Below are 21,382 nucleotides of genomic sequence, written 5' to 3'. Positions count from 1 at the left end.
TGCACCCTATCTTTTACATGTCTTTACAAATTAATGGATTTGTACTAGAGTATAGATATTAACGTATTTTCGATAAACATGCAACCCAGTTGACCCGAGCACTCATAGCATGAACCTGCCTTAATTTTACCTGTTTTGAGAAAAATTAAGTACTTGCTATACATAGAGGATTACTTATGTTGGTTATTAAAGATATCATAAATACATCAGAATATGAACCAAATCATTGTCTTTTCGAGCCGGATACCATGGCCTTTGATATAGAAACCACCGGATTTTCGCCCAAATATGCCACCATCTATTTGATTGGTATGGTCTATTATGACAAAATGAAAAATGCACTGATTCGTGAGCAATGGTTTTGTGAAAAAGCCAGTGATGAATATGAATTGCTTTTCAATTTCAATGCCCAGCTCAAAAAATACAATCGTATTTACCATTTTAATGGAGATCAATTTGATTTACCATTTATAAAAAGAAGAATGGCCTTATACAAAATGGATTGTCCAAGCTATATCAGTTATGATCTTCTCAAAATCCTTCGACCTTTTAAAAAAACTTTGGGACTTGATAATTTAAAACTCAAAACATTGGAAAAGTATTTTGGATATAATCGCCATGATCCTTTTAGTGGTGGGGATTTAATTCAGGTTTACGAAGCTTATCTAGATACAAAAGATGAGCCGCTGCTTCAAACCTTACTTTTACATAATTATGAAGACCTACTAGGTCTTGTTGGCCTTATATCACATATGCCTTTATTTAATCTTTTAGAACAGATGAAAGAAGATTCTATAATGATCAGCGAGATTTATGGTTATGAAGATGAGGGTGACTATGTTATAAGCTTTCCCATATCTGAACCGGTAAACCAAAGCTTTCAACTAACCCACTATCAACTGGGCATTCATCATCCATTATGTACATTAAGAATACCCCTTCGACGTGACACTTTGAAGTATTACTTCCCTAACCCAAAAGACTATTTCTTCTTAACCACGGAAGGTTATGCTGTTCACAAAAGTGTGGGCAAATATGTGGATCCCAGTCATAAAGTACAAGCAACCAAAGAAAACTGCTATATTCATAAAAAAGGGTATTTTCTACCTGCTTATAAGCACCTCAATCTACCAATGAATTGCTATTATGAGAATTATACGGATGTACAAGGTTATGTTTGTTTAGATGATTTGGCAAGTGAAGTGGATCTTGTTCTGTATGCTAAGAAATTGTTGACACTGCTTTAAGCCTATTAAAATCAAGCATTTGCAGAACCGAATGTGGAAAGAAAAAGCCTCTAAGCTTTCTTCCACTTAGAGACCCTGATTGACACCTTAAACAACCTACATTTCGCCTGTTTTTTTATAAAAGAAAGACTTATTGGTTTCAAAGTTATACCTTTGAGACTGAATGATTTGTTCTGTGCTACCAACAAACAATATACCTTCTTTTTTCAGCGCTTTATTGAACTTTACATATATATCACTTTTAGCATCTTCTGTAAAATAAATAAGAACATTACGGCAAACAATCAAGTCCAAATGATCCGGATACGCATCTTTGAGTAAATTATGTTCCTTAAAAGTAATGCATTTTTTTATGTCATCACTGACACGAAAGGATGCACCGATTTTCTCAAAATATTTGTCTTTAAATGCTTTAGGTACACCGGCAATACTTTTTTCGTTATATATGCCTTCCCTTGCCTTAGACAGAATCTGCTTATCAATATCTGTTGCAATGATTTGAATCTGATTCAAAGGTATGAATTTGCTAAGGACCATGGCCAGAGAATAGGGTTCGTCTCCTGTTGAACAGGCTGCACTCCATACTTTAATACGTTTACCGAATTTATCAAAAATATAAGGAAAAATCTCTTTTTCAAGAACTTCCCACTGGGCTGTATTTCTAAAAAACTCCGAAACATTAATCGTCAAATAATTAATGAACTCCTCATAAACTTCTTTGTTATTTTTCAGTTCTTTCACATAAGCATCGTAATCAGAAACACCATTTTTTTTAATTAATGAATCGATTCGCCTCTTCATTTGTCTTTCTTTATAGGCATTCAAGTCTATTTTCGTCAATGACAATATTTCTCTTTTAAAACTCTCATAATCTTTAATCAAAGCATTGTCTCCTTGTCAGTTATTTTATTCGACACCTTGTTAAAGAAGTAGGGAAACCCTAATAGTAAGTACAACAAACTTGCCGGCATAACCAGCAAGTTTGTCATCATTGCTCTATAAAACTTAAGCTTCTTCTGTAGTTTCAGTTTTCACTTCTTCTGCTTCAGATGCTTCTACTTCTTCTTTTACTTCTTTTACTTCTTCTTCTTTATCAACAGCTTCTGTTAAAACTTCTTTTGAATCCTCAACTTCTACCGTTTCTTCTTTGTTTTCTTCTTCTCTTTCAAGTTCCAGACCTTTTATAGATAGACTGATTTTCTTCTCATCCAAGTTAAGATCCGTAACTTTAGCTTCAATCACTTGATTAACTGTCAAAGCATCTGAAGGCTTTTCAACATGTTTTATAGAGATTTGAGATACATGTAGAAGTGCATCTACACCTTCTTCTAGCTCTATAAACGCACCAAAGTCCGTCATTCTTGCAACACGACCGGTTACAACATTGCCTACAGCATATTTATTGGCTGCATCGTTCCATGGATTCTCAGCATCAAATTTCATAGATAAAGAGATCTTCTTTTTCTCTTGATTAATGCTAATAACACGTACACGCACTTTTTCATTGATCTTAACAACTTCTTTAGGTGACTTAACACGTCCCCATGAAAGCTCAGATATATGAACCAATCCGTCAACACCATCTAGATTAACAAACACACCATAATCTGTAATGTTCTTAACAGTACCTTCAAGTACAGCACCCACTTCAAGGTTCTTAAAGATTTCTACTTGCATGCTGCTCTTCTCTTTTTCAAGAAGGATTCTTCTGTTACCAATGATTCTTCCTTTTTTCGTGTTAAACTCTGAAATAATAAACGTTAACTCTTGGTCTTTAAATTCAGATAAGTCACTCACGTAGGAGTCAGAAACCAAAGAAGCCGGAATAAATACCCTTACTTCATCAATAATCACTACAAGTCCACCTGCAAGAACCAAAGAAACTTTTGCGGTAACTTCCTCACCTGATTTGTATAATTCTTCTACCCGTTTCATTCCGTCTTCTGCTTTTAGACGCTTGTAAGTCAATAAGACCTGACCTTCACCATCATTTACTCTAAGTACTTTGGCTCTGATTTTGTTCCCTACAGTTACCAAATCGCTTAGGTTCACAGTTGGGTAATTGGAAAATTCACTCTTAGGGATGATACCATCTGACTTGTAACCTATATTGACATAGATTTCATCGGCGTTTACACCAATGATCGTACCTTCAATAATTTCACCTTTATGAATTGAAATTAAAGATGCTTCCAGCATTTCTGCAAAGCTTTGTTCATTCTCATTCTGCATTTCTGACATTCGAAATGACCTCCTTGATAAGTTTCTTAGGAGTTGATGCTCCTGCCGTTATTCCAACTAAGGAATGTCCTTTTAGAACCCTCAACTCAAATTCTTCTATAGATTCAATGTGATATGTAAGGTCACATTGCTCTTTACATATTTCATATAGCTTGATTGTATTCGAGCTATGTTTACTGCCAATCACCAACATAACATCTACATTCTTAGCTATTTCCAAGGCCTCTTTTTGACGTTCAGAAGTGGCCTTGCATATTGTTTCGTTTATAATAACATGAAATTTTAATTTTTGCAATCGAATCAAAATTTCTTGATATAATCCAATATTAAAGGTCGTTTGTGCCACCACTTCATACACAATATCCATATCAAATGGTATTTCCTCTATTTGTGAAACATTTTCAATAATATATACCGGTTGCTGGCACCATCCTTTTATACCCATTACTTCAGGATGATTTTTGTTTCCGACTATTATAATATGATGACCTTCTAATGATGCTTTTTCTACACAATTATGAATTGTTTTCACATATGGGCAGGTTGCTTCTATCATACCAAACCCTGAGTCAGAAATCAAATCTTGTTCCGCTTTACTGATACCATGGCTTCTGATTACCACTTTCCCATGGGGCAATTGTCCCAGTTCATCTAAATCATGAATAACTTTAACACCTTTAGATGTCAATTCCTCAACCACTTGATTATTATGAATGATTGGTCCATATGTATAAATAGGTTCATTGCCTAGACCATCATACACTTTTTTCAGAGCCCTGTCTACACCAAAACAAAAACCTGCTGATTTTGCCATGATTATTTCCAAACCATTACCTCATTTCAATGATTTTCTTTATTTCATCCACCACTTCGTCAATACTCATATTGGATGTATCTAACATATGGGCATCTTTAGCTTGTACTAATGGTGCATGTTCTCGGTTCATATCCCGATGGTCTCGTTCTTTTATCTCATTTGCGATCATCTGTAGATCTGCGGATGCCCCTTTTTCTATGAGCTCATTGAACCTTCGCTTCGCTCTTATCATGACATCTGCACTCAAAAATATTTTTACTCTTGCATCGGTTAAGACATGTGTTCCAATATCTCTGCCATCCATGACCAAACTCGTTTTTTTTGCCATCTCTTGTTGCATCATGACCATTTTTTTTCGTACCGGAAGATAGGCTGATACTTTTGAAGCGCCTTCCCCAACCGATTGTTGCCTTATTTTTTGTGTTACATCTTCTTCATTTAAATAAATATTTTGTGTATCATCTTTATACACAATTCGTATATGTACCTGACTCAAAGCTTCGACAACGGCGCTTTCCACATCAAGATTAATGTCATGCTCCATCATATAGAGCGCTACCGATCGATACATTGCACCTGTATCCACATACACTATCTCGTAGTCTTTTGCCAATCTTTTTGCAATAGTACTTTTGCCTGCCCCTGCAGGACCATCTATAGCTATGGTTAATATATCATTCATATTGCTACCCCTTCTTAGTTAAGTCAGGTCGAAGTATTTTTGCATCTCTCAAGTATACGTGTTTTATGTCTTTTTGTAAAAGATTTTTTTCAACATGCATAAGAATTCGAAGGCATTTATTCAGACTATTTACCACATACATCTCCTGAACACATAAAAGACTGGCACAGGTTATACCTATGTTTCGGGCCGCGACTGCAGGATAGATCTGAGTCAAATCTTTGGTTGCTGAAAAAACAATGGATATAATCTCATCGTCTTCTAAATTGTTTTCTTCAATAATCGACTTTAGCATGAACTCAGTACCTTCTAAAATCGCTTCTTTTGTATCTTCTTTAACTGTAATTGCGCCTCTAATTGCAATCATTATAATCTCCTAACTCTTATCTATAGAAATACCTGCTAAGTAAGCGGTGGAAAAAGCAATCTGTAGATTAAAACCACCGGTCAAAGCATCCAAGTCTAAAACCTCACCTACAAAGTATAAATGGTCAACTATTCTAGAACCCATTGTATTGGGGTTAATTTCTTTAACATCCACACCACCTTGAGTAATAATTGCTTCATTATAGCCTCTTTTTCCATTAACCGTCATCGGCAGGGCTTTTAATGTTTCAAGAAGCTTAAGCCTTTCAACCTTCGTGATCTGATCCACTTTTTTTTCCGGATCAATACCAGACAATAACACAACTATAGGAATCAATTTTTTAGGCAATAGGTCTGCCAATGCGTTTTCAAAATTTTTTCTATTATACAGCTCAAAGTCTTTTAGTAGACGTAAGTCCATTTGCTCTATGCTTAGTTTAGGTTTTAAGTCAATAAAGGCTTGAATCGGATAAGGTAAGTCTTTTAAGTAACTAGACCCAGTTAGGACCAATGGGCCTGAAATACCAAAATGCGTAAAAAGCATCTCGCCAAAACCGCGATATAGTACTTTGTCCTTAGTTTTTAATACAAGTTCAACATTTTTTAATGAAAGACCTTGAAGTGCCTTAACCCAATCTTCTACAATGTTCAGGGGTACAAGTCCTTGTTCCTGCCTTATTACTTTGTGACCCGCATCTTTAGCAAATAGGTAACCGTCACCGGTAGCACCAGTCATCTGGTAAGATATACCGCCTGTAGCAACGATAACATCATCTGCTTCAACAAACAAATCACCTAAATAAACACCTTTAACACAACGTTTTTCTATGGCTATCCCAGTTACTTTAGATTTTAAACGAACATCTACTTTCAAAGCCTTCATAGCATTCATAAGTGCGTTAATAACATCTGAAGACTTATCCGATTGAGGGAAGACTCGATTACCTCGCTCGACTTTCGTTTCCAAACCAATTTCATTAAAAAATCGAACGACACCTTCACTATCAAAAGTATAGAAGCTGCTGTATAGGAATTTGGGATTCGTGACCACCTGCTTAATGAGCGCTTCCACATTCACCTCATTGGTAAGATTGCATCTACCTTTTCCAGTGATATAGAGTTTTTTTCCTAATTTTTCGTTTTGTTCCATTAAGGTCACATCATGACCCTCTCTAGCTGCCATAATGGCTGCCACCATACCGGCCGGTCCACCACCAATGATTATGACTTTTTTCATAATCACACCTACACCTTATCGGATTTTAGATTTAGATTATACCCAATATTCAAGTCATCATCATTATCATAAACCTGATACTCTGTCCATATCTGTTCAAGGCTGCCTAGTGCTTCGACAACCACATCCTTCTTTTTAATACATAAAGCAACGATAAGTGCATTAATTAGACTGAGTGGTGCAACAAGAGAATCTACAAAAGAAGCCATATCGCTTCTGGCAATCAATGAACAATCTGCAAACTGTATCATAGGTGAAAGCAAACTGTCTGTAATGGTAATAACGCCAGCCTTTCTGGTTTTGGCAAATTCCATAGCCTTTAATGTACGTTTAGAATATCTAGGAAAGCTTATGCCAATCACCACATCTTCTTCTTTTAAACGATAGATTTGTTCAAACATTTCGCTAACACTGTTGGTATGTATTAATTTTACATTATCAAAAACAAGGTTAAAATAAAAACCTAAAAAATTGGCTAAAGTGGCACTACTTCTAACACCTATAATATAGATGGTTTTTGCTTCTAAAATCATATCTACCGCCTGATCAAAGACAGCCTCTTCAATTTCTTCTAATGTATACTTAATCTTATCCGCATCGGATTGCAAGACCGATCTTAGAACATGAGATTGATCAATACGATCTGTTGTCACTTCCACCCTTTGAATAGAGGTTAATTTTGTTTTGACCAGTTCTTCCAAAGCTCTTTGGAGTTTTGGATAACCATCATAACCAAGTTCATTGGCAAAGCGTACAACTGTAGACTCACTAACGCCAACGATTTTCCCTAATCTGGCGGCAGTTAAAAAAACAGCCTTTTCATAATGATCTATAATATAATTGGCAAGCAGTTTCTGACCCTTGCTAAACTTTGAATAATTACTATTAATTCGCTTTACTAAGTCATTTTGTCTATTCATATTTTCCCCTTTTCTAGACCATTTAGCCTACTTAACGTCCATAAATTACTAAGTATTCATTGGTGATTAGAGTGTCAAATCCAAGCTTAATACTCTTGACGCCTTAATCAATATTTGATTCAAAAACTTTAATACAATTCATTTGTCACACAAATGAATTGTATTAAAGTTTTTCCTTCATTTATTATAGACCAAAGCCACAACAATTACAATTGTTATTTATAACTAGAGTAAAGGCATCAAGAGTTCAATCATATTGTTTTGACATTTCAATCATATATGATGACACAAAAGAAAGATTCAGCTACCAAAAAGGTGACTGAATCATCTTTGTTTTATACAGGATAGACTTTGTTATCTTTATCAGCTACAGTCATATCTACTTTTGTCAACTTTGCATCTCTGTAATTAAAATAATCTACTGCGACTTGTGGGAATAAGGCATAAGACAATACATCTTCATCTTGCTTGATATATGCACTGGCTTCTTTTTTTAGTTTATCGATTTCCGGTGCTATTAAATCAGCCGGACGACAAGTAATCTGTTTTTCATCACCGATGATCTGCTTTACAATCTCCGGTGATATGGCAACCGGTGTTCGTCCATACTCACCTTTCACAAGAGCTTTAGACTCTTTTGTAATCAGCTTGTACCGCTCTCCACCCAAAACATTTAAAACTGCTTGAGTACCAACAATCTGACTGGTCGGTGTTACCAATGGTGGATACCCAAAGTCAGCTCGCACCCTAGGCATTTCTTCTAGCACTTCTGCAAAACGGTGTTCAGCATTTTGCTCCTTAAGTTGGGAAACCAGATTTGATAACATGCCACCTGGTACTTGATACAAAAGGGTTTTAATATTAACACCCAATACTTTTGGATTCATTAGACCGGAATCAAGAGCTGCATCACGCATAGGCCTAAAATAATCTGCAATCTCTGCCAATAATTCTTGATCAAATCCGGTATCAAAAGGTGTATTTCTAAAAGATTCTACCATGACTTCTGTTGCCGGTTGTGCCGTTCCAAGGGCAAATGGCGATATTGCTGTATCTATAACATCACATCCGGCTTCAACCGCCTTCATATAAGACATGGATGCAACACCAGAAGTATAATGTGAATGGATTTGTAAAGGCAAATCCACATTTGCTTTAAGGGCTTTGACCAGTTTTTCGGCTTCATAAGGCACAAGTAGGCCGGCCATATCTTTAATACAGATAGATTTTGCCCCCATGGATTCAAGTTCTTTGGCTAAATCGGTGAAATAGTCGATTGTATGTACTTTGGACAAAGTATAGGCAATCGCCACTTGAGCGTGTCCGCCTTCTTTATTAGTGGCATCGATGGCTGTTTTCAAATTACGTGGATCGTTTAGGGCATCAAATATTCTAACAATATCAATACCATTGGAAATCGCCTTCTGAACGAAATATTCAACCACATCGTCTGCATAATTTCTATAGCCCAGAATATTTTGACCTCTAAGGAGCATTTGTAACTTAGTGTTTTTAAACCCTTCTCGCAAACTTCTAAGACGCTCCCATGGATCTTCTTTTAAGAATCTTAAAGAGGCATCAAAAGTAGCACCACCCCATACTTCCATAGAATGATAGCCTACTTTATCCAATTTCTGAATAATTGGAAGCATATCTTCGGTGGTCATCCGTGTTGCAATCAATGATTGATGGGCATCTCTAAAAATTGTATCTGTAATTTTTATTGGTTTTTTTATCATATCTGCCATGTTTACCTCCTTGGTCCATTATTGTTATTGTTATTAAGCTGTTAAAAATAAGGATAAGAATACACCTGCTGCAACTGCCGAACCGATGACACCTGCCACATTAGGTCCCATGGCATGCATAAGCAGAAAGTTGCTTTTATCTTCTTCTTGACCGACTTTTTGAACAACTCGAGCCGCCATCGGCACTGCCGAAACACCTGCCGCACCAATAAGAGGATTAATCTGCGTCTTGGACAATTTATTCATCAGTTTAGCAAGTAAGACACCTGAAGCCGTACCAAAGGAAAAGGCAACCAATCCAAGTAATAATATTCCAAGGGTTTCAAAGTTAAGAAAAGCTTCAGCACTGGTTGTTGCTCCAACGGTAATACCAAGAAATATGGTAATGACATACATCAAAGCATTAGAAGCCACTTCTGCCAGTTTTTCCGTAACACCGGATACTTTGATTAGGTTACCAAACATCAGCATACCGATTAAAGGCGCTGTCGTAGGGAGAATCAAAATAACCAAAATGGTAACGACAATTGGGAACAGTATTTTTTCTGTATGAGATACAGGTCTTAGTTGCTTCATTTTAATTTTTCGTTCTTCCTTGGTTGTTAATAACCGCATAATCGGTGGTTGTATAATCGGCACCAGAGACATATAAGAATATGCCGCTACCGCTATAGGTCCAAGCAAATGAGGGGCCAGTTTTATCGCCGTATATATGGCGGTTGGACCATCTGCACCACCAATAATGGCAATGGCCGCCCCTTCCTTAGGACCAAAGGCAAATAATTCAGGAAAGAATTCACCTAACATAAGTGCCCCGAAGAAAGCCAAGAAAATACCAAACTGTGCAGCGGCACCTAAAAGAAAACTTTTTGGATTGGCTAACAAGGGACCAAAGTCGGTCAAAACACCAACACCCATAAATATTAGCGGTGGAAATATGCCCAGTTTATTCCCGTAATAAAGGTAATATAATAAGCCTCCAGGGATCTCTTTGGCCTGAGACAGGATATAAGCTACGGTTTCCGGACCGTCTGCTGCAAAAGTTGCTGCCGCTTCAATCTTTGTTCCTGCAAACTCAAAGATCGTCCCATCTGGAAGGGGTATTTGAGTCATAGCACCTTCCATAATAAAAGTAATCGGAAGATTAACAAGCAACATACCAAAAGAAATCGGCAATAGCAGTAAAGGCTCATAGCCTTTTTTTATAGCTAGGTACATAAGGGTTAAGGATACGACAATCATAATCAAATTCTTGTAACCCATATCAGAAAAATTTTCTACTAACCAGTATAGACCAGAACTGTGGATGAAATTAGCAAAGGCCTCAATAAGTTTTTCCCACATATTCAATGAACCTCCTTGGCCTAATTAAGGGTTGCAATTAAGTCGCCTGCATCCACTGATTGTCCTATAGCAACATGAACAGATGCTACCGTACCTGCAGATGAAGCTACAATCTCATTTTCCATTTTCATCGCTTCAAGAACGGCGATAACATCACCTTCTTGAATTTTCTGATTTTGGGTAACCTTCAAAGCTACGATTTTACCTTGCATTGGTGCTTCAACAGATATTCCGTCCACCGCTACAGGTGTAGATGGTGTTGCCGGCTTTTGAACCGGTGTTGATTGGACTTGTGCCGGTTGACTTGCCACTTGCGGTTGTACTACACCATTTGTAATTTCTTCTACATCCACTTCATAAGTATTACCATTCACTGTCACTTGAAATTTTTTCATATTCGGGCTCCTATCTTCGATTCCATAAAGTATTGGTCTGATTAATTCTTCTAAAAGATCTGACTTGTAATTGATCACTTGAGGTTTCCAAGCTTGCAGCTATGGCCGCAACAATAACTGCAATCAACTGAGCGTCATCTTCTTCTGATACCTCCGGCGTTGAATGTATTGCATCATTGGTTTGACTTCCCTCTCCCGGTAGCGTCTTTTTTACTGCCGGTTTAAAAAAGCTTGAAATATTAATCTTATTAATATATTTAAAGAGACTGATTACAATCGCAATGAGTACAAGTACAATAAAAACTGTACCCACACCATTAATGGTTCCAACTAAGCCTTCTTCTAGCCATTCTGCCATATTCATTCACCACCTTAAACAGATCTATGTTTACGTTCCGGACTAACCACATATTTAGTATACAACATCTCTAGTGCTGCAATCAGTCTTTTACGTGTTGCTGTCGGTTCTATGATGTCATCAATATAACCTCGACTTGCCGCATTATAAGGCGACATTTGTTCCTCTTGGTAAAGCTTTGTTTTTTCTTTAATCACTTCAGCTGCAATCGTTGAAGTTTCTATTTCTTTTGAATACATAATACGAACAGCCGATTCAGCGTCCATAAAGGATACCTTAGCCGTTGGCCACGCAAAGACAAAATCAGCACCAATATGTTTACTATTAAAAGCAACATAAGCAGATCCAATAGCCCTATTGGTCAAAACACTTATTTTAGGGACCGTTGCATGAATAAAACTGCTCATCATCTTTGCCACGTATTTGGACTGGCCGGCTTGTGTTTCTTCAAGACGCGCTGTATATCCAACCACATCTACTAAAGTCACTAACGGTATTCCAAATGCATCAAGCTTGTTCACAAACTCTGCAATTTTTTCACACCCTTGTAAACTGATTCTTCCATCTTCTTCATCTGCTTGGTTAGCAATCAAACCAACCGTCATATTACCAAGCTTGCCTAACCCTAAGGTTATGTCCTTACCATATTCGCTTTTTAAGGGCATGAAAGTGCCAACATCTGCAATGGCAGCCAAAGCTGCGCTTCCATCAAGCCCATCCCTTATATCCGCGCTAAAGCTAGGTATCAGACGGTTCAAATCATCGCCTGAGCCACCATAAGGTGCTTCTTCTTTATTATTAGAAGGAAGAAGTTCTATAAGGGTTCTTATACCGGTCAAAAGTTGTGTCTCGTCTTCAAGCACCACATCAATCATACCGGTTTCTTTTGCATTAAAAGCGGAACCACTTAACGTATCATTCGATGCTTTGGTATGATCCAAAGTATTGGCACTATTTAAATACAAGGATGTTGACTCTTTCTTCATAAAAGTAAAGTCAGCCAATGAAGGTAGCAAAGCGCCGCTGCCACCACAAGTCCCTAAAACAGCCATGATTTGGGGTATAACACCCGATGCCATGGATTGCTTGATAAATATCTGTCCATACCCTTCTAGGGCGTCTGTACCTTCTTGCAGGCGCATGCCGGCAGAATCTAATAAGCCTACGATTGGTGCGCCTGTTTTGATTGCAAGGTCATATAATGCTACAATCTTTTTTGCATGCATTTCCCCAAGTGAACCACCCATCACGGAAGCATCCTGACTAAATACATACGTTAAGCGCCCTTCAACTGTACCATAGCCGGTCAAAACACCGTCAGCGGGTGCTTCTATGGTCGCCATGTTGTAGTCTGTCTGTCGTGGTTTAACAAAAGCACCTATTTCTACAAAAGAATTTTGATCCAATAGAAGATCAATACGATCTCGTGCAGTACTACGACGGTTAGTGAGTTTTTCCAAATCTTGCTGCATACTCATGCATTAACCTCCAAATATAAAGTTGCATTTATTTAAAGTATTTGACAACATACCATTTTATAAAATCAATGGTTATATTGCATAAGTATTTTAAATAAACACAAGGATTTTGTGTGTAATATACCAAGTTCCAACGACTATTATTGTAACTCAGCCCTACTAAAATAGCAATAGGGTTTGTAATTTTTTTAACGATATATGGTTAAAGAGTCAAAATTAAAAAAAGCCGAGACTGTCTCTACCATCCTTAAAGTTGCTTCAGATAGTTGATTTCATCTCGGTTTAATGGACGGTATTGTCCGTATTTAAGACCTGCCATCGTAATCGTACCAATAGCGGTTCTTTCAAGGGCTACAACGTTGGAACCAACAGCTTCAATCATTCTTCTGATTTGTCTGTTTTTTCCTTCTTGTAAAATGACTGAATAGACTTGATAACGACTTGAATCTTTAATGAGCTTCACTTTACAGGGTCTTGTTTTCTCACCGTCTAGATTAACACCAGCCCGTAACTTTTTCACGTCGCTTTCTGTAATAGGTGGTTCGATTTTTACTTCATAATGCTTTTCTATATCATGTTTTGGATGGGTTAGCTTATAGGTTAGCTCACCATCATTGGTTAGAATAATCAAACCGCTGGACATATAGTCTAACCTGCCTACCGGATATAATCTGTGATGGCTTTTAATCATATCCACTACATTAGTACGATTTTTCTCATCAGAAGCTGTGGAAACGACCCGAACAGGCTTGTGAAGCAAAAAATATTCTAAACGCTCAACTTTTTTCAAATCTTTATTTTTATAGGTAACCACATCTTCTAAAGGATTAATCTTTATACCCATTTCTCTTACAACTTGCCCATTTACTTTGATTTCGCCATTAGAAATAAGTTTTTCAGCGGCTCTTCTAGATGCAATACCTGCATCGGCAATGTATTTTTGTAGTCTAATTTCCATTGTTTCCTACTTTCTTAGAACCTTAAGGTTCTTCTACAATCAACACCAACTTATCCAAATCAATGCCCTTGTCTTCATCTTCTTGATCTTCTTGATCTACTTCATCTACTTCATCTACGAGATCCGGATAAACTTCTGATACATCCTCCTGTGGTAATGATAGTTGCATTTCTTGTTCAACTTCGTCTTTAAGATGGCTTAAGGCTTCTGCTCCAATCTCCGGAAGCTCTTTTACGGATTGCAGACCAAACCCTCTTAAAAAATCTTTAGTTGTACCAAAAAGAATAGGTCTACCAGGGACTTCCAAGCGCCCTACCTCACATACAAGATTATACTCAATAAGTTTATTTACCGCGTGATTCGAATTAACCCCTCTGATGGCCTCTACCTGAGCACGTGTGACCGGTTGTTTGTAAGCCACAATAGATAAAGTCTCTATCAATACATCCGTTAAAATGAATTCCTTTAGCTTAAAATTAATTTTCTTAACATGCTCATAGTATTCTCGCTTGGTACACATCTGAAAGCTCTCATCGATTTCAATGAGCATAACACCACGTTCATGTTCGTCGTATTTATCTTTCATATTCAACAGGACGTGATAAACATCCTCCACAGAGAGTTCTATGGCTTCTGCTATTTTTCTTGTGGGCACCGCCTCACCCATAGAAAAAAGTATGGCTTCAATGGCTGCTTCAGTTTTACTAAAATTCATGTTTTTTCCTTCTTACATAATTTTTTTTAGGCTACTTCTAAAATGCTTCTGCCTTTAGGGAATGGGATTCTAAACAAATCGAATAATAAGATCATCAAAAACTTCCGTTTGAATAACCCGTATACTGCCCATTTTCATCAACTCTAGTACGGCAAGAAAAGTAACAATCATTTCTACTTTCGTACTTAGATTATCTAATAAATCTGCGAAACTAAGAGAACTATAATTTTCTCTTAAGTTCAGTAATTGTTCAATCTTTTCTTGTACTGTAAAAGCCTCTTTTTTAATATCACCAAAATGACTTCTAACCACATCCATCTTGTCTTCATTCCTCTTAAGAACCGATTGAAAAACTTGATATAATTTCCCAAAATCGATGGACTCAAGTAGAGCTGAAGTATCTGGTGCTTGAGTATAATTCTTCACTTCCTCCGGTATACTTGCTTCTTTGAAAAGAATCTTGTCTGCTTGATTATGACGTTCCTTCAAATCCATGGATATCATCTTGTATTTACGATATTCCAGAAGCTTTTCTACCAAAACCGCTCTTGGATCTTCATCCTCTTCTTCATCTTCTTCATACTTGGGTAATAACATCTTCGATTTAATATTAATCAAAATGGCAGCCATCTCAATGAACTCAGACATAACCTCCATCTGACCTACTTCCATATGACGCATATGCTCCAAATACTGCTTGGTCACCACCACTATGGGTATATCATATATATTTAATTTGTTTTTATCAATAAGATGCAGTAAAAGATCCAAAGGACCTTCAAAATTATCTAGTTTAACTGATAGGACCATGTTTTTCTCCTATACCATTAGGTTAAGAATTGGGTTCAGAATCTCTCTTGCAAGTATTTCTACGATATTAAAAGCAATCATCAGTATAAAACCGGCATGAATGTATCGTTGATTTTGGATGAGTTTAAAATAGTTATTAGGTGAAAAAGAATATATTATCTTACTCATATCCAGCGGAGGTACAGGAAACAGGTTCACCAAGAAAATAACCATATTAAAAACCACCAGTTTATAAGCACCATATATAATGAATGGATTTGCTTTGACCTGTATCAAATAATTGAAGATTGGCAACATAAACAACATAAATAGAAGACTGGACAGCTGACCCGATAACATTAAGGGTAATAGGCTTCTTTCTTTGTCTTTAAGTCGATTTGGGTTGTATTCAAAAGGCTTTTGCCATCCAACACCAAAGGTTGAAAAAGCAAAAAGAATTAAGCCAATAGGATCAATAAACTTGGTTAGTTTAGGTATCACAATGGTTTTTTTTCTATAGATGGGATGGGTTAGGAAATGAGCGGCAAAGACTTTTGGTACTTCGTGAGCCACCATTACCATCACACCACACAAAGTATTGATGATCAATCGTATTATTAATATCGTCATGTTTAATCTCCTAAGTCATCACGTTCAAGATTTTGGGTTCAAATTTCTACCCATAAGCTATTTTACTAATAAATCACGGAAATAGCAAGGGATAAGTCCTATCTAAAGAACAACAAAAAGCCTCTTTAGAGGCTTTTTGGTTATAATGTTTTATTTCAATAGGCACTTTATGAGTTTGGGTTTTTCATAAGCTTCTTTTTGTTGAGTGATCGCATCCAAAAATCTTGTTTCTGAAAGCAATGATTTTTCTTCGTCATTGGCATATACCAATGCGATTGTATCTCCTTTTTCAACAAAATCACCCAGCTTTTTTTTGAAAACATATCCGACCGATAAATCAATAGGGCTATCTTTGGTCTCACGCCCGCCACCTAACATCATAGTCGCAAATCCGATTTCCTCTGTTTCAATGTGAGCGATGTAACCGGTATCTCTGGCTAAAACCTTGCGAATGACGCTTGCTTTCTCAAAAAGTTCCGGTTGATCCACATAAACGGTATCACCGCCTTGAGCTTTTACAAATTCTTTGAACTTGGCAAGCGCTTGACCGGATATTATGGTTTCCTTAAGCATGGACCTGGCCTCATTTTCATCTTCTGTAAGCTTAGATAAGATTACCATTTGTGTTCCTAGTTCTAAGCATAAGGCCATCAAATCCTCAGGGCCGTTACCCTTCAAAGTCTCTATGGCTTCAATAACCTCTAAGGTATTACCAACAGCACAGCCTAAAGGCTGATTCATATCTGAAACAATGGCTACGGTCTCACGACCATAACCGTTTCCAATATCGACCATAGCCTTTGCCAACTTAATGGCGTCTCCTTCATCGCGCATAAAGGCACCTGAACCGGTTTTTACGTCCAGTACGATGGCATCTGCACCGGAAGCAATCTTTTTACTCATGATGCTACCGGCAATCAATGAAAAACTGTCAACGGTGGCGGTGACATCACGCAAAGCATATAGCCTTTTGTCTGCCGGAGCAAGATTGGCGGTCTGCCCTGCTATCGCCATCTTTATGGTATTAACATTGTTAATAAATGCTTCTTCTGACATATCTGTATTAAAGCCTGCAATGGCCTCCAACTTATCGATTGTTCCGCCTGTATGGCCAAGACCTCTACCGGACATTTTTGCTACCGGTATGCCTAGAGCCGCTACCATTGGTGCCAATACTAAAGATGTCTTATCGCCAACGCCGCCTGTACTGTGTTTATCCACTTTGATACCATCAATCTTTGAAAGATCCAACATATCACCGCTTTTTGCCATTGCCAGGGTTAATGCCAATGTCTCATCCTTGTTCATCCCCTGAAAATAAATGGCCATTAACAAAGCTGACATTTGATAATCCGGTATGGCACCTTTTGTAAAGCCTTCCACCACATAGTTGATTTCTAAATCTGTTAATATTTGACCTAATTTTTTCTTTTCAATGACGTCATACATTCTCATAGTCTCATCTCCATTGTTTCGATATTTGTTAAAGCATAAAGCCATAGTCCATCGTCTATTGCATGTAATGACATTATATCATACTTGTTTCACTTTGAAAACAGCGAACCCATGCAATTGCATAGGTTCGCTGTTTATATTAGTTATCACTATACTCAATAACCGGTTTAGATTTTTTAGGCTTTTCATGGGTATAAGTGTAACCCTTTTTATAATAATCATAATAGTCATTTCGCTTCATATCCACTTTACTGATTAAAATACCCAACATATTGGCATCGATTTTCTTGAAAGCTGCTATGGCTTTATGAACTGTGCTTTTCTTTGTTTCATTTGCTGCAATCACCAGAACAACACCATCGACCATTCTGTTAAGAACAACCGCATCTGTTACACTTAGTACCGGCGGTGCATCAATTAAGATCATATCATACTTACTTCTTGCCTCAAGTACAATCTCCTCAAGTGCTTTTGATCCTAACAATTCTGCCGGTGACGGTGGTAAGGGACCTGCTGTTAATACATCAAGTAATGGAACTTCTTTAATCTGATGAACCGCATCCTCCAAAGTCGTTTTTTCCGACAACATATTGGTAATGCCTGGACTTTGGTTGATCCCAAACACACTATGCACTCTGGCGCGGCGTAAGTCACATTCAATTAACAAAGTTTTCTTACCATCTAGGGCAAAACTTGTCGCAATATTGGATATGCTCGTTGTTTTACCTTCTTCTGAAACAGATGAGGTGAACATAACCACTTTTTTTTCTGAGTCTACCTTCATATATTTTAGATTACTTCTAAACATTTTATAGCTCTCAGCCGCTAAGGACTCCGGTTCATTAACGCTAATTAGATCTTTACTAATCATGTTGTCCTCCCTTCACCTTTGAACTTAGGGATGACACCCAGTACCGGTATGCCAAATTCATTTTCTACGTTGGATTCATCTTGTATGGTATTGTTCATTGCCATTTTTAGTAAGATTAAGCCTACAGCCACCATCGCGCCAATCATTGCTGCTATCAAAGCGTTCATCGTAGCATTCGGACTGATTGGTGATGTTGGTATAATAGCATAATCTACAATCTGAATGTTTTTTACACCAACTATTGTTTCAGCTTTTTCTACCAAGACCTGAGAAAAACGGTTAACAATTTGTGTGGCTCTCTCAGGTATAGGATCTTGATAAGTAATATTCATAAACCTAGACTCTGTGATAATATTAATGTTGAGATGATCAACAACTTCATTCCTTGTCGTCTTTAATTCAAGGTCACTAATAACTTCTTCTGTAACCAATCTGGTTTTTATGAGTTCCCTGTAATCTACTACCAATTTACTGTCCAGCTGAAAATCGCCAAGACTAATTCCTGTTATAACATCGTTTTCTTTACCAATAAACAAGGTGGACTCCGCCTTATATATAGGCACAACATAAGTAATCGTTGCGTAGTAAGAAGAACCTCCGGCAACAATCATAAATAACAAAATCAACCACCAATTTGAAATAACACCTCTTAAGAGCTCAATTAAATCAAGCTCTTGATACGTTTCATTCATGTTCATACCCTACTCTCATCATCTTCTTGTAAGACATTCTAGTTTAATAAATGTACATACTTGTTGTATAGTTCTATCGCTTTACCAAGTTCTGCCTCAGACAGGTTTGCTCTTAGGTAAGCTTTTGCTTCTTCTTCTTTTTCAGCCGACAAACCACCTTCTGCTAAGCTAAACAAATAGTTTGTATCCAATCGATTGTATATACCGGCACCAGCACTCAAATCGGAATCTGCTATTTGATCCTTATGTGTATGAATCTTCTCGTTCACCCATTGGTCCTTGACAACTTTCTCTGTGATGACTTCCCCATCACTCAAGGGCACCGTCTCCAGATCAAAAAAATCCACTTCCTCATCGGGCAAAGTATCCGTCGAACTATCCTCAATTGTACCTGTCCTATCCGGAGATACAATAATAACTGTTTCTTCTTCTATATTTGTCTCTAATTGACTTTTATTCAATAGCTCCATTTCATCTAGCAAGTCTTCTAGTTCCTTTGGATTATTATCCATGTGCTCATCCCACATTGCTTCATAATTTTCCCGCAGTTTCTGCTCTTGCATTGTTTCAAGCTCCTGTTCAAACTGCTTTTTCAAAACGTCCAAATCAACCTCTTGACTGGGATTCTGATTTGACATAATAAAAGGAATCGTAAAGCCAATTACAACACACAAGAATAACAAACTCAAACCTACAACCATTTTCTTAAACATCACGTTTACCCTACTCTCACTTACTCAGTTGCAGTTTCTTCTTCTGTTTCTGTCTCTTCAATGACGACAACCGTTTCTATATGTGTAGCCATTCTGTAGAGCATAACAACCGCTTCCGCTCTGGTTGCAAATCTTTTTGCCTTGAAGTTTTTCTTACCATCTTCGTCATATCCTTGAATAATACCCAATTTAGCAGCAAGGGCAGAACCTTTTTTCGACCATGCTTCAATAAGGTCTTTATCCTCATAATCATTTAGCAAGACATCAATCTCTTCATCTGTGGGTTCTTCTACTTCTCTGGCCTTTAACACGCGGCTAATCATTGTTGCCATTTCTTCACGCGTTACTTTTTGATGTGGCTTAAAAGTATTATTACCATAACCCGTTATAATGCCACTTTCAGCTGCCGCTCTCAAATCATCATAGAACCAATCAGAGGGCTTGATATCTTCAAATTCATTCACTTCTGTTGTTGGTATGAGTTCCAGCATTCTAGATAACATAGAGGCAAATTCAGCTCTTGTCACAAACCCGGAAGGATCAAACCTCGTTTCAGATTTACCTTTGATAATACCAAAAGCAAACAAGGATTCTATGGCTTCTTTTGCCCAGTCAAACCCGAAGGTATCCAAAAATGTAGGTAAGGCTAAAGCTATATCTTCGTCTTCTAGATCGACAACCGGTGTTGTACCACCACCGCCGCCACCGCCGCCGCCTGCTCCACCACCAGGTCCGCCGCCAGTAGCAAGACGTACAAATCCGAATCTATTGAAATATCTATACAGTTGATTTCTGTCATTAGGTGAAGCTGTGTTATAAAAATCAACAAAATCTTGTAGACCATCTAACACAGTGTCAGCATGATCTATACCATCTTTTAGTTTTGAATTTGCAATGGTGATTATTTTTTGAGCTTCTGCTCGATCAAGGGTAAAGCTTCCATTTGGTGTTTGCGCTACTAAAAAAGGAACGGAAATACCAAGTGAATTCAAAAGTATTGCGTCATTTAACAAATCAAACAACTTGTCCATTCTAGCAAATCCGGCATCTAAGGCTGCTATATTAGCACCTGCCGCCTCCAGAGCCGCTCTAAAATCACTTTCCCTAGCTTCTATGGAAGCTCTAAAAGCAGCTTTGTCTGCAGGTCTATTGGGATTAGGACTAAGGCCTAAGTATTCTTCAAGTTTTTTCTCATCATATGTTTCCACCATAATGTAGTCAACAAACGCTTCCATGGCTTCTAAGGTTACACCAAAGGATTCTAAGCGGTCTTGTTGTCCACTGGTTAGGCCGTTAAAGGCTTTTTCATAAGCTTCTAACATATCTTCTTTTTCGTCCACTTTACGAATAACAGCTATAAGATCAACAAACTGATCCTTATGTTGTAAGTCAAAAACATGGTCCACAAATGCAGTCACCAGATCCGGATCTGTCGCCTCCGCTCCAAACACCTGCACCGCAAATAAATTAAGTAACATGGTTAATGCCATTAATGTCGCTAATATCCTCTTCATTTTTATACTTCCTTCCATCCTCGTCATGATTTATGAATATGTTGCCCCTTATTATACTGAATCTCTATCTCTATGACAGTATAACTCTTATTTCATTACATATGGTTAGAGGGTCAAAACTAAGTTTTTCTATTATGAACTTTACAGTTATGACCCTTTAACCAACCATTATATTATACTAAAATAATCACGTTAATACAATGTATTTTATG

The 21,382-nt window shown here is 37.5% G+C and carries 22 protein-coding genes; 1 reads left to right on the top strand and 21 read right to left on the bottom strand.

Going from position 1 to position 21,382, the window contains the following annotated elements:
* Positions 1-176 precede the first annotated feature (176 nt).
* Positions 177-1,247, top strand: a complete 1,071-nt coding sequence (locus P0N36_RS08665; RefSeq protein ID WP_275842450.1) for a ribonuclease H-like domain-containing protein — start codon at positions 177-179, stop codon at positions 1,245-1,247.
* A gap of 96 nt (positions 1,248-1,343) precedes the next feature.
* Here P0N36_RS08665 and P0N36_RS08660 read toward each other — a convergent pair whose 3' ends face one another.
* The 21 genes from P0N36_RS08660 to P0N36_RS08560 form a co-directional block, all read right to left on the bottom strand.
* The gene (locus P0N36_RS08660) at positions 1,344-2,129 is read right to left on the bottom strand and encodes a CheR family methyltransferase (RefSeq protein ID WP_275842449.1); all 786 of its coding nucleotides are present in this window, start codon (positions 2,127-2,129) and stop codon (positions 1,344-1,346) included.
* Between the two features lie 123 nt (positions 2,130-2,252).
* Positions 2,253-3,488, bottom strand: coding sequence for a 30S ribosomal protein S1 (gene rpsA / locus P0N36_RS08655; RefSeq protein WP_275842448.1), 1,236 nt, complete (start codon positions 3,486-3,488; stop codon positions 2,253-2,255).
* Positions 3,469-4,314, bottom strand: a complete 846-nt coding sequence (gene ispH / locus P0N36_RS08650; protein ID WP_275842447.1) for a 4-hydroxy-3-methylbut-2-enyl diphosphate reductase — start codon at positions 4,312-4,314, stop codon at positions 3,469-3,471. Before ispH ends, rpsA begins: the two co-directional genes overlap by 20 nt.
* 4 nt (positions 4,315-4,318) lie before the next feature.
* Positions 4,319-4,987, bottom strand: a complete 669-nt coding sequence (gene cmk, locus P0N36_RS08645; protein WP_275842446.1) for a (d)CMP kinase — start codon at positions 4,985-4,987, stop codon at positions 4,319-4,321.
* Positions 4,988-4,991: 4 nt separating this feature from the next.
* Positions 4,992-5,354: a chorismate mutase gene (gene aroH, locus P0N36_RS08640; RefSeq protein ID WP_275842445.1), complete on the bottom strand. Its 363-nt coding sequence runs from the start codon at positions 5,352-5,354 to the stop codon at positions 4,992-4,994.
* Positions 5,355-5,363: 9 nt separating this feature from the next.
* Positions 5,364-6,590, bottom strand: coding sequence for an NAD(P)/FAD-dependent oxidoreductase (locus P0N36_RS08635; protein ID WP_275842444.1), 1,227 nt, complete (start codon positions 6,588-6,590; stop codon positions 5,364-5,366).
* 8 nt (positions 6,591-6,598) lie between these two features.
* Positions 6,599-7,510, bottom strand: a complete 912-nt coding sequence (locus P0N36_RS08630) for a MurR/RpiR family transcriptional regulator (RefSeq protein WP_275842443.1) — start codon at positions 7,508-7,510, stop codon at positions 6,599-6,601.
* 335 nt (positions 7,511-7,845) lie between these two features.
* Positions 7,846-9,258, bottom strand: a complete 1,413-nt coding sequence (locus P0N36_RS08625; protein WP_275842442.1) for an oxaloacetate decarboxylase subunit alpha — start codon at positions 9,256-9,258, stop codon at positions 7,846-7,848.
* Between the two features lie 33 nt (positions 9,259-9,291).
* On the bottom strand, positions 9,292-10,521 hold the full coding sequence (locus tag P0N36_RS08620; RefSeq protein ID WP_275842458.1) for a sodium ion-translocating decarboxylase subunit beta: 1,230 nt from the start codon (positions 10,519-10,521) through the stop codon (positions 9,292-9,294).
* A 101-nt stretch (positions 10,522-10,622) separates the two neighbouring features.
* Positions 10,623-10,997, bottom strand: coding sequence for a biotin/lipoyl-containing protein (locus P0N36_RS08615; RefSeq protein WP_275842441.1), 375 nt, complete (start codon positions 10,995-10,997; stop codon positions 10,623-10,625).
* Positions 10,998-11,007: 10 nt separating this feature from the next.
* The gene (locus tag P0N36_RS08610) at positions 11,008-11,355 is read right to left on the bottom strand and encodes an OadG family protein (protein ID WP_275842440.1); all 348 of its coding nucleotides are present in this window, start codon (positions 11,353-11,355) and stop codon (positions 11,008-11,010) included.
* A 14-nt stretch (positions 11,356-11,369) separates the two neighbouring features.
* Positions 11,370-12,833: an acyl-CoA carboxylase subunit beta gene (locus P0N36_RS08605; RefSeq protein ID WP_275842439.1), complete on the bottom strand. Its 1,464-nt coding sequence runs from the start codon at positions 12,831-12,833 to the stop codon at positions 11,370-11,372.
* Between the two features lie 247 nt (positions 12,834-13,080).
* The gene (locus P0N36_RS08600; RefSeq protein WP_275842438.1) at positions 13,081-13,791 is read right to left on the bottom strand and encodes a pseudouridine synthase; all 711 of its coding nucleotides are present in this window, start codon (positions 13,789-13,791) and stop codon (positions 13,081-13,083) included.
* A gap of 22 nt (positions 13,792-13,813) precedes the next feature.
* On the bottom strand, positions 13,814-14,506 hold the full coding sequence (gene scpB, locus P0N36_RS08595) for an SMC-Scp complex subunit ScpB (protein WP_330683994.1): 693 nt from the start codon (positions 14,504-14,506) through the stop codon (positions 13,814-13,816).
* A 69-nt stretch (positions 14,507-14,575) separates the two neighbouring features.
* A complete protein-coding gene (locus P0N36_RS08590; RefSeq protein ID WP_275842437.1) occupies positions 14,576-15,316 on the bottom strand; it encodes a segregation and condensation protein A in 741 nt (246 codons plus the stop codon).
* Between the two features lie 9 nt (positions 15,317-15,325).
* Complete coding sequence (locus P0N36_RS08585; RefSeq protein ID WP_275842436.1) at positions 15,326-15,925, bottom strand: hypothetical protein; 600 nt, start codon at positions 15,923-15,925, stop codon at positions 15,326-15,328.
* Between the two features lie 150 nt (positions 15,926-16,075).
* Entirely contained in the window at positions 16,076-17,380 is a 1,305-nt protein-coding gene (locus P0N36_RS08580; RefSeq protein ID WP_275842435.1) for a pyrimidine-nucleoside phosphorylase, read from the bottom strand.
* A gap of 139 nt (positions 17,381-17,519) precedes the next feature.
* A complete protein-coding gene (locus tag P0N36_RS08575) occupies positions 17,520-18,251 on the bottom strand; it encodes a CpsD/CapB family tyrosine-protein kinase (RefSeq protein ID WP_275842434.1) in 732 nt (243 codons plus the stop codon).
* A complete protein-coding gene (locus tag P0N36_RS08570) occupies positions 18,248-18,943 on the bottom strand; it encodes a YveK family protein (RefSeq protein WP_275842433.1) in 696 nt (231 codons plus the stop codon). Before P0N36_RS08570 ends, P0N36_RS08575 begins: the two co-directional genes overlap by 4 nt.
* A 38-nt stretch (positions 18,944-18,981) precedes the next feature.
* Complete coding sequence (locus P0N36_RS08565; protein WP_275842432.1) at positions 18,982-19,656, bottom strand: hypothetical protein; 675 nt, start codon at positions 19,654-19,656, stop codon at positions 18,982-18,984.
* A 20-nt stretch (positions 19,657-19,676) separates the two neighbouring features.
* Positions 19,677-21,170, bottom strand: coding sequence for an S-layer homology domain-containing protein (locus P0N36_RS08560; RefSeq protein WP_275842431.1), 1,494 nt, complete (start codon positions 21,168-21,170; stop codon positions 19,677-19,679).
* Positions 21,171-21,382: the final 212 nt, after the last annotated feature.

The organism is Petrocella sp. FN5 (assembly GCF_029210395.1).
GTDB lineage: Bacteria > Bacillota > Clostridia > Lachnospirales > Vallitaleaceae > Petrocella.
This window is presented reverse-complemented; position numbering and strand designations above follow the sequence as displayed.

Excerpts from the sequence above, each read along its gene's own strand:
- P0N36_RS08665 (WP_275842450.1), top strand. The coding sequence starts at position 177 with ATGTTGGTTATTAAAGATATCATAAATACATCAGAATATGAACCAAAT.
- P0N36_RS08620 (WP_275842458.1), bottom strand. The coding sequence starts at position 10,521 with ATGGGTTACAAGAATTTGATTATGATTGTCGTATCCTTAACCCTTATG.
- P0N36_RS08610 (WP_275842440.1), bottom strand. The coding sequence starts at position 11,355 with ATGGCAGAATGGCTAGAAGAAGGCTTAGTTGGAACCATTAATGGTGTG.
- P0N36_RS08635 (WP_275842444.1), bottom strand. The coding sequence starts at position 6,590 with ATGAAAAAAGTCATAATCATTGGTGGTGGACCGGCCGGTATGGTGGCA.
- P0N36_RS08580 (WP_275842435.1), bottom strand. The coding sequence starts at position 17,380 with ATGAGAATGTATGACGTCATTGAAAAGAAAAAATTAGGTCAAATATTA.
- aroH (WP_275842445.1), bottom strand. The coding sequence starts at position 5,354 with ATGATTGCAATTAGAGGCGCAATTACAGTTAAAGAAGATACAAAAGAA.
- rpsA (WP_275842448.1), bottom strand. The coding sequence starts at position 3,488 with ATGTCAGAAATGCAGAATGAGAATGAACAAAGCTTTGCAGAAATGCTG.
- P0N36_RS08565 (WP_275842432.1), bottom strand. The coding sequence starts at position 19,656 with ATGTTTAAGAAAATGGTTGTAGGTTTGAGTTTGTTATTCTTGTGTGTT.
- scpB (WP_330683994.1), bottom strand. The coding sequence starts at position 14,506 with ATGAATTTTAGTAAAACTGAAGCAGCCATTGAAGCCATACTTTTTTCT.
- P0N36_RS08615 (WP_275842441.1), bottom strand. The coding sequence starts at position 10,997 with ATGAAAAAATTTCAAGTGACAGTGAATGGTAATACTTATGAAGTGGAT.
- P0N36_RS08590 (WP_275842437.1), bottom strand. The coding sequence starts at position 15,316 with ATGGTCCTATCAGTTAAACTAGATAATTTTGAAGGTCCTTTGGATCTT.
- cmk (WP_275842446.1), bottom strand. The coding sequence starts at position 4,987 with ATGAATGATATATTAACCATAGCTATAGATGGTCCTGCAGGGGCAGGC.
- P0N36_RS08570 (WP_275842433.1), bottom strand. The coding sequence starts at position 18,943 with ATGAATGAAACGTATCAAGAGCTTGATTTAATTGAGCTCTTAAGAGGT.
- P0N36_RS08630 (WP_275842443.1), bottom strand. The coding sequence starts at position 7,510 with ATGAATAGACAAAATGACTTAGTAAAGCGAATTAATAGTAATTATTCA.
- P0N36_RS08605 (WP_275842439.1), bottom strand. The coding sequence starts at position 12,833 with ATGAGTATGCAGCAAGATTTGGAAAAACTCACTAACCGTCGTAGTACT.
- P0N36_RS08575 (WP_275842434.1), bottom strand. The coding sequence starts at position 18,251 with ATGATTAGTAAAGATCTAATTAGCGTTAATGAACCGGAGTCCTTAGCG.
- P0N36_RS08585 (WP_275842436.1), bottom strand. The coding sequence starts at position 15,925 with ATGACGATATTAATAATACGATTGATCATCAATACTTTGTGTGGTGTG.
- P0N36_RS08600 (WP_275842438.1), bottom strand. The coding sequence starts at position 13,791 with ATGGAAATTAGACTACAAAAATACATTGCCGATGCAGGTATTGCATCT.
- P0N36_RS08560 (WP_275842431.1), bottom strand. The coding sequence starts at position 21,170 with ATGAAGAGGATATTAGCGACATTAATGGCATTAACCATGTTACTTAAT.
- P0N36_RS08625 (WP_275842442.1), bottom strand. The coding sequence starts at position 9,258 with ATGGCAGATATGATAAAAAAACCAATAAAAATTACAGATACAATTTTT.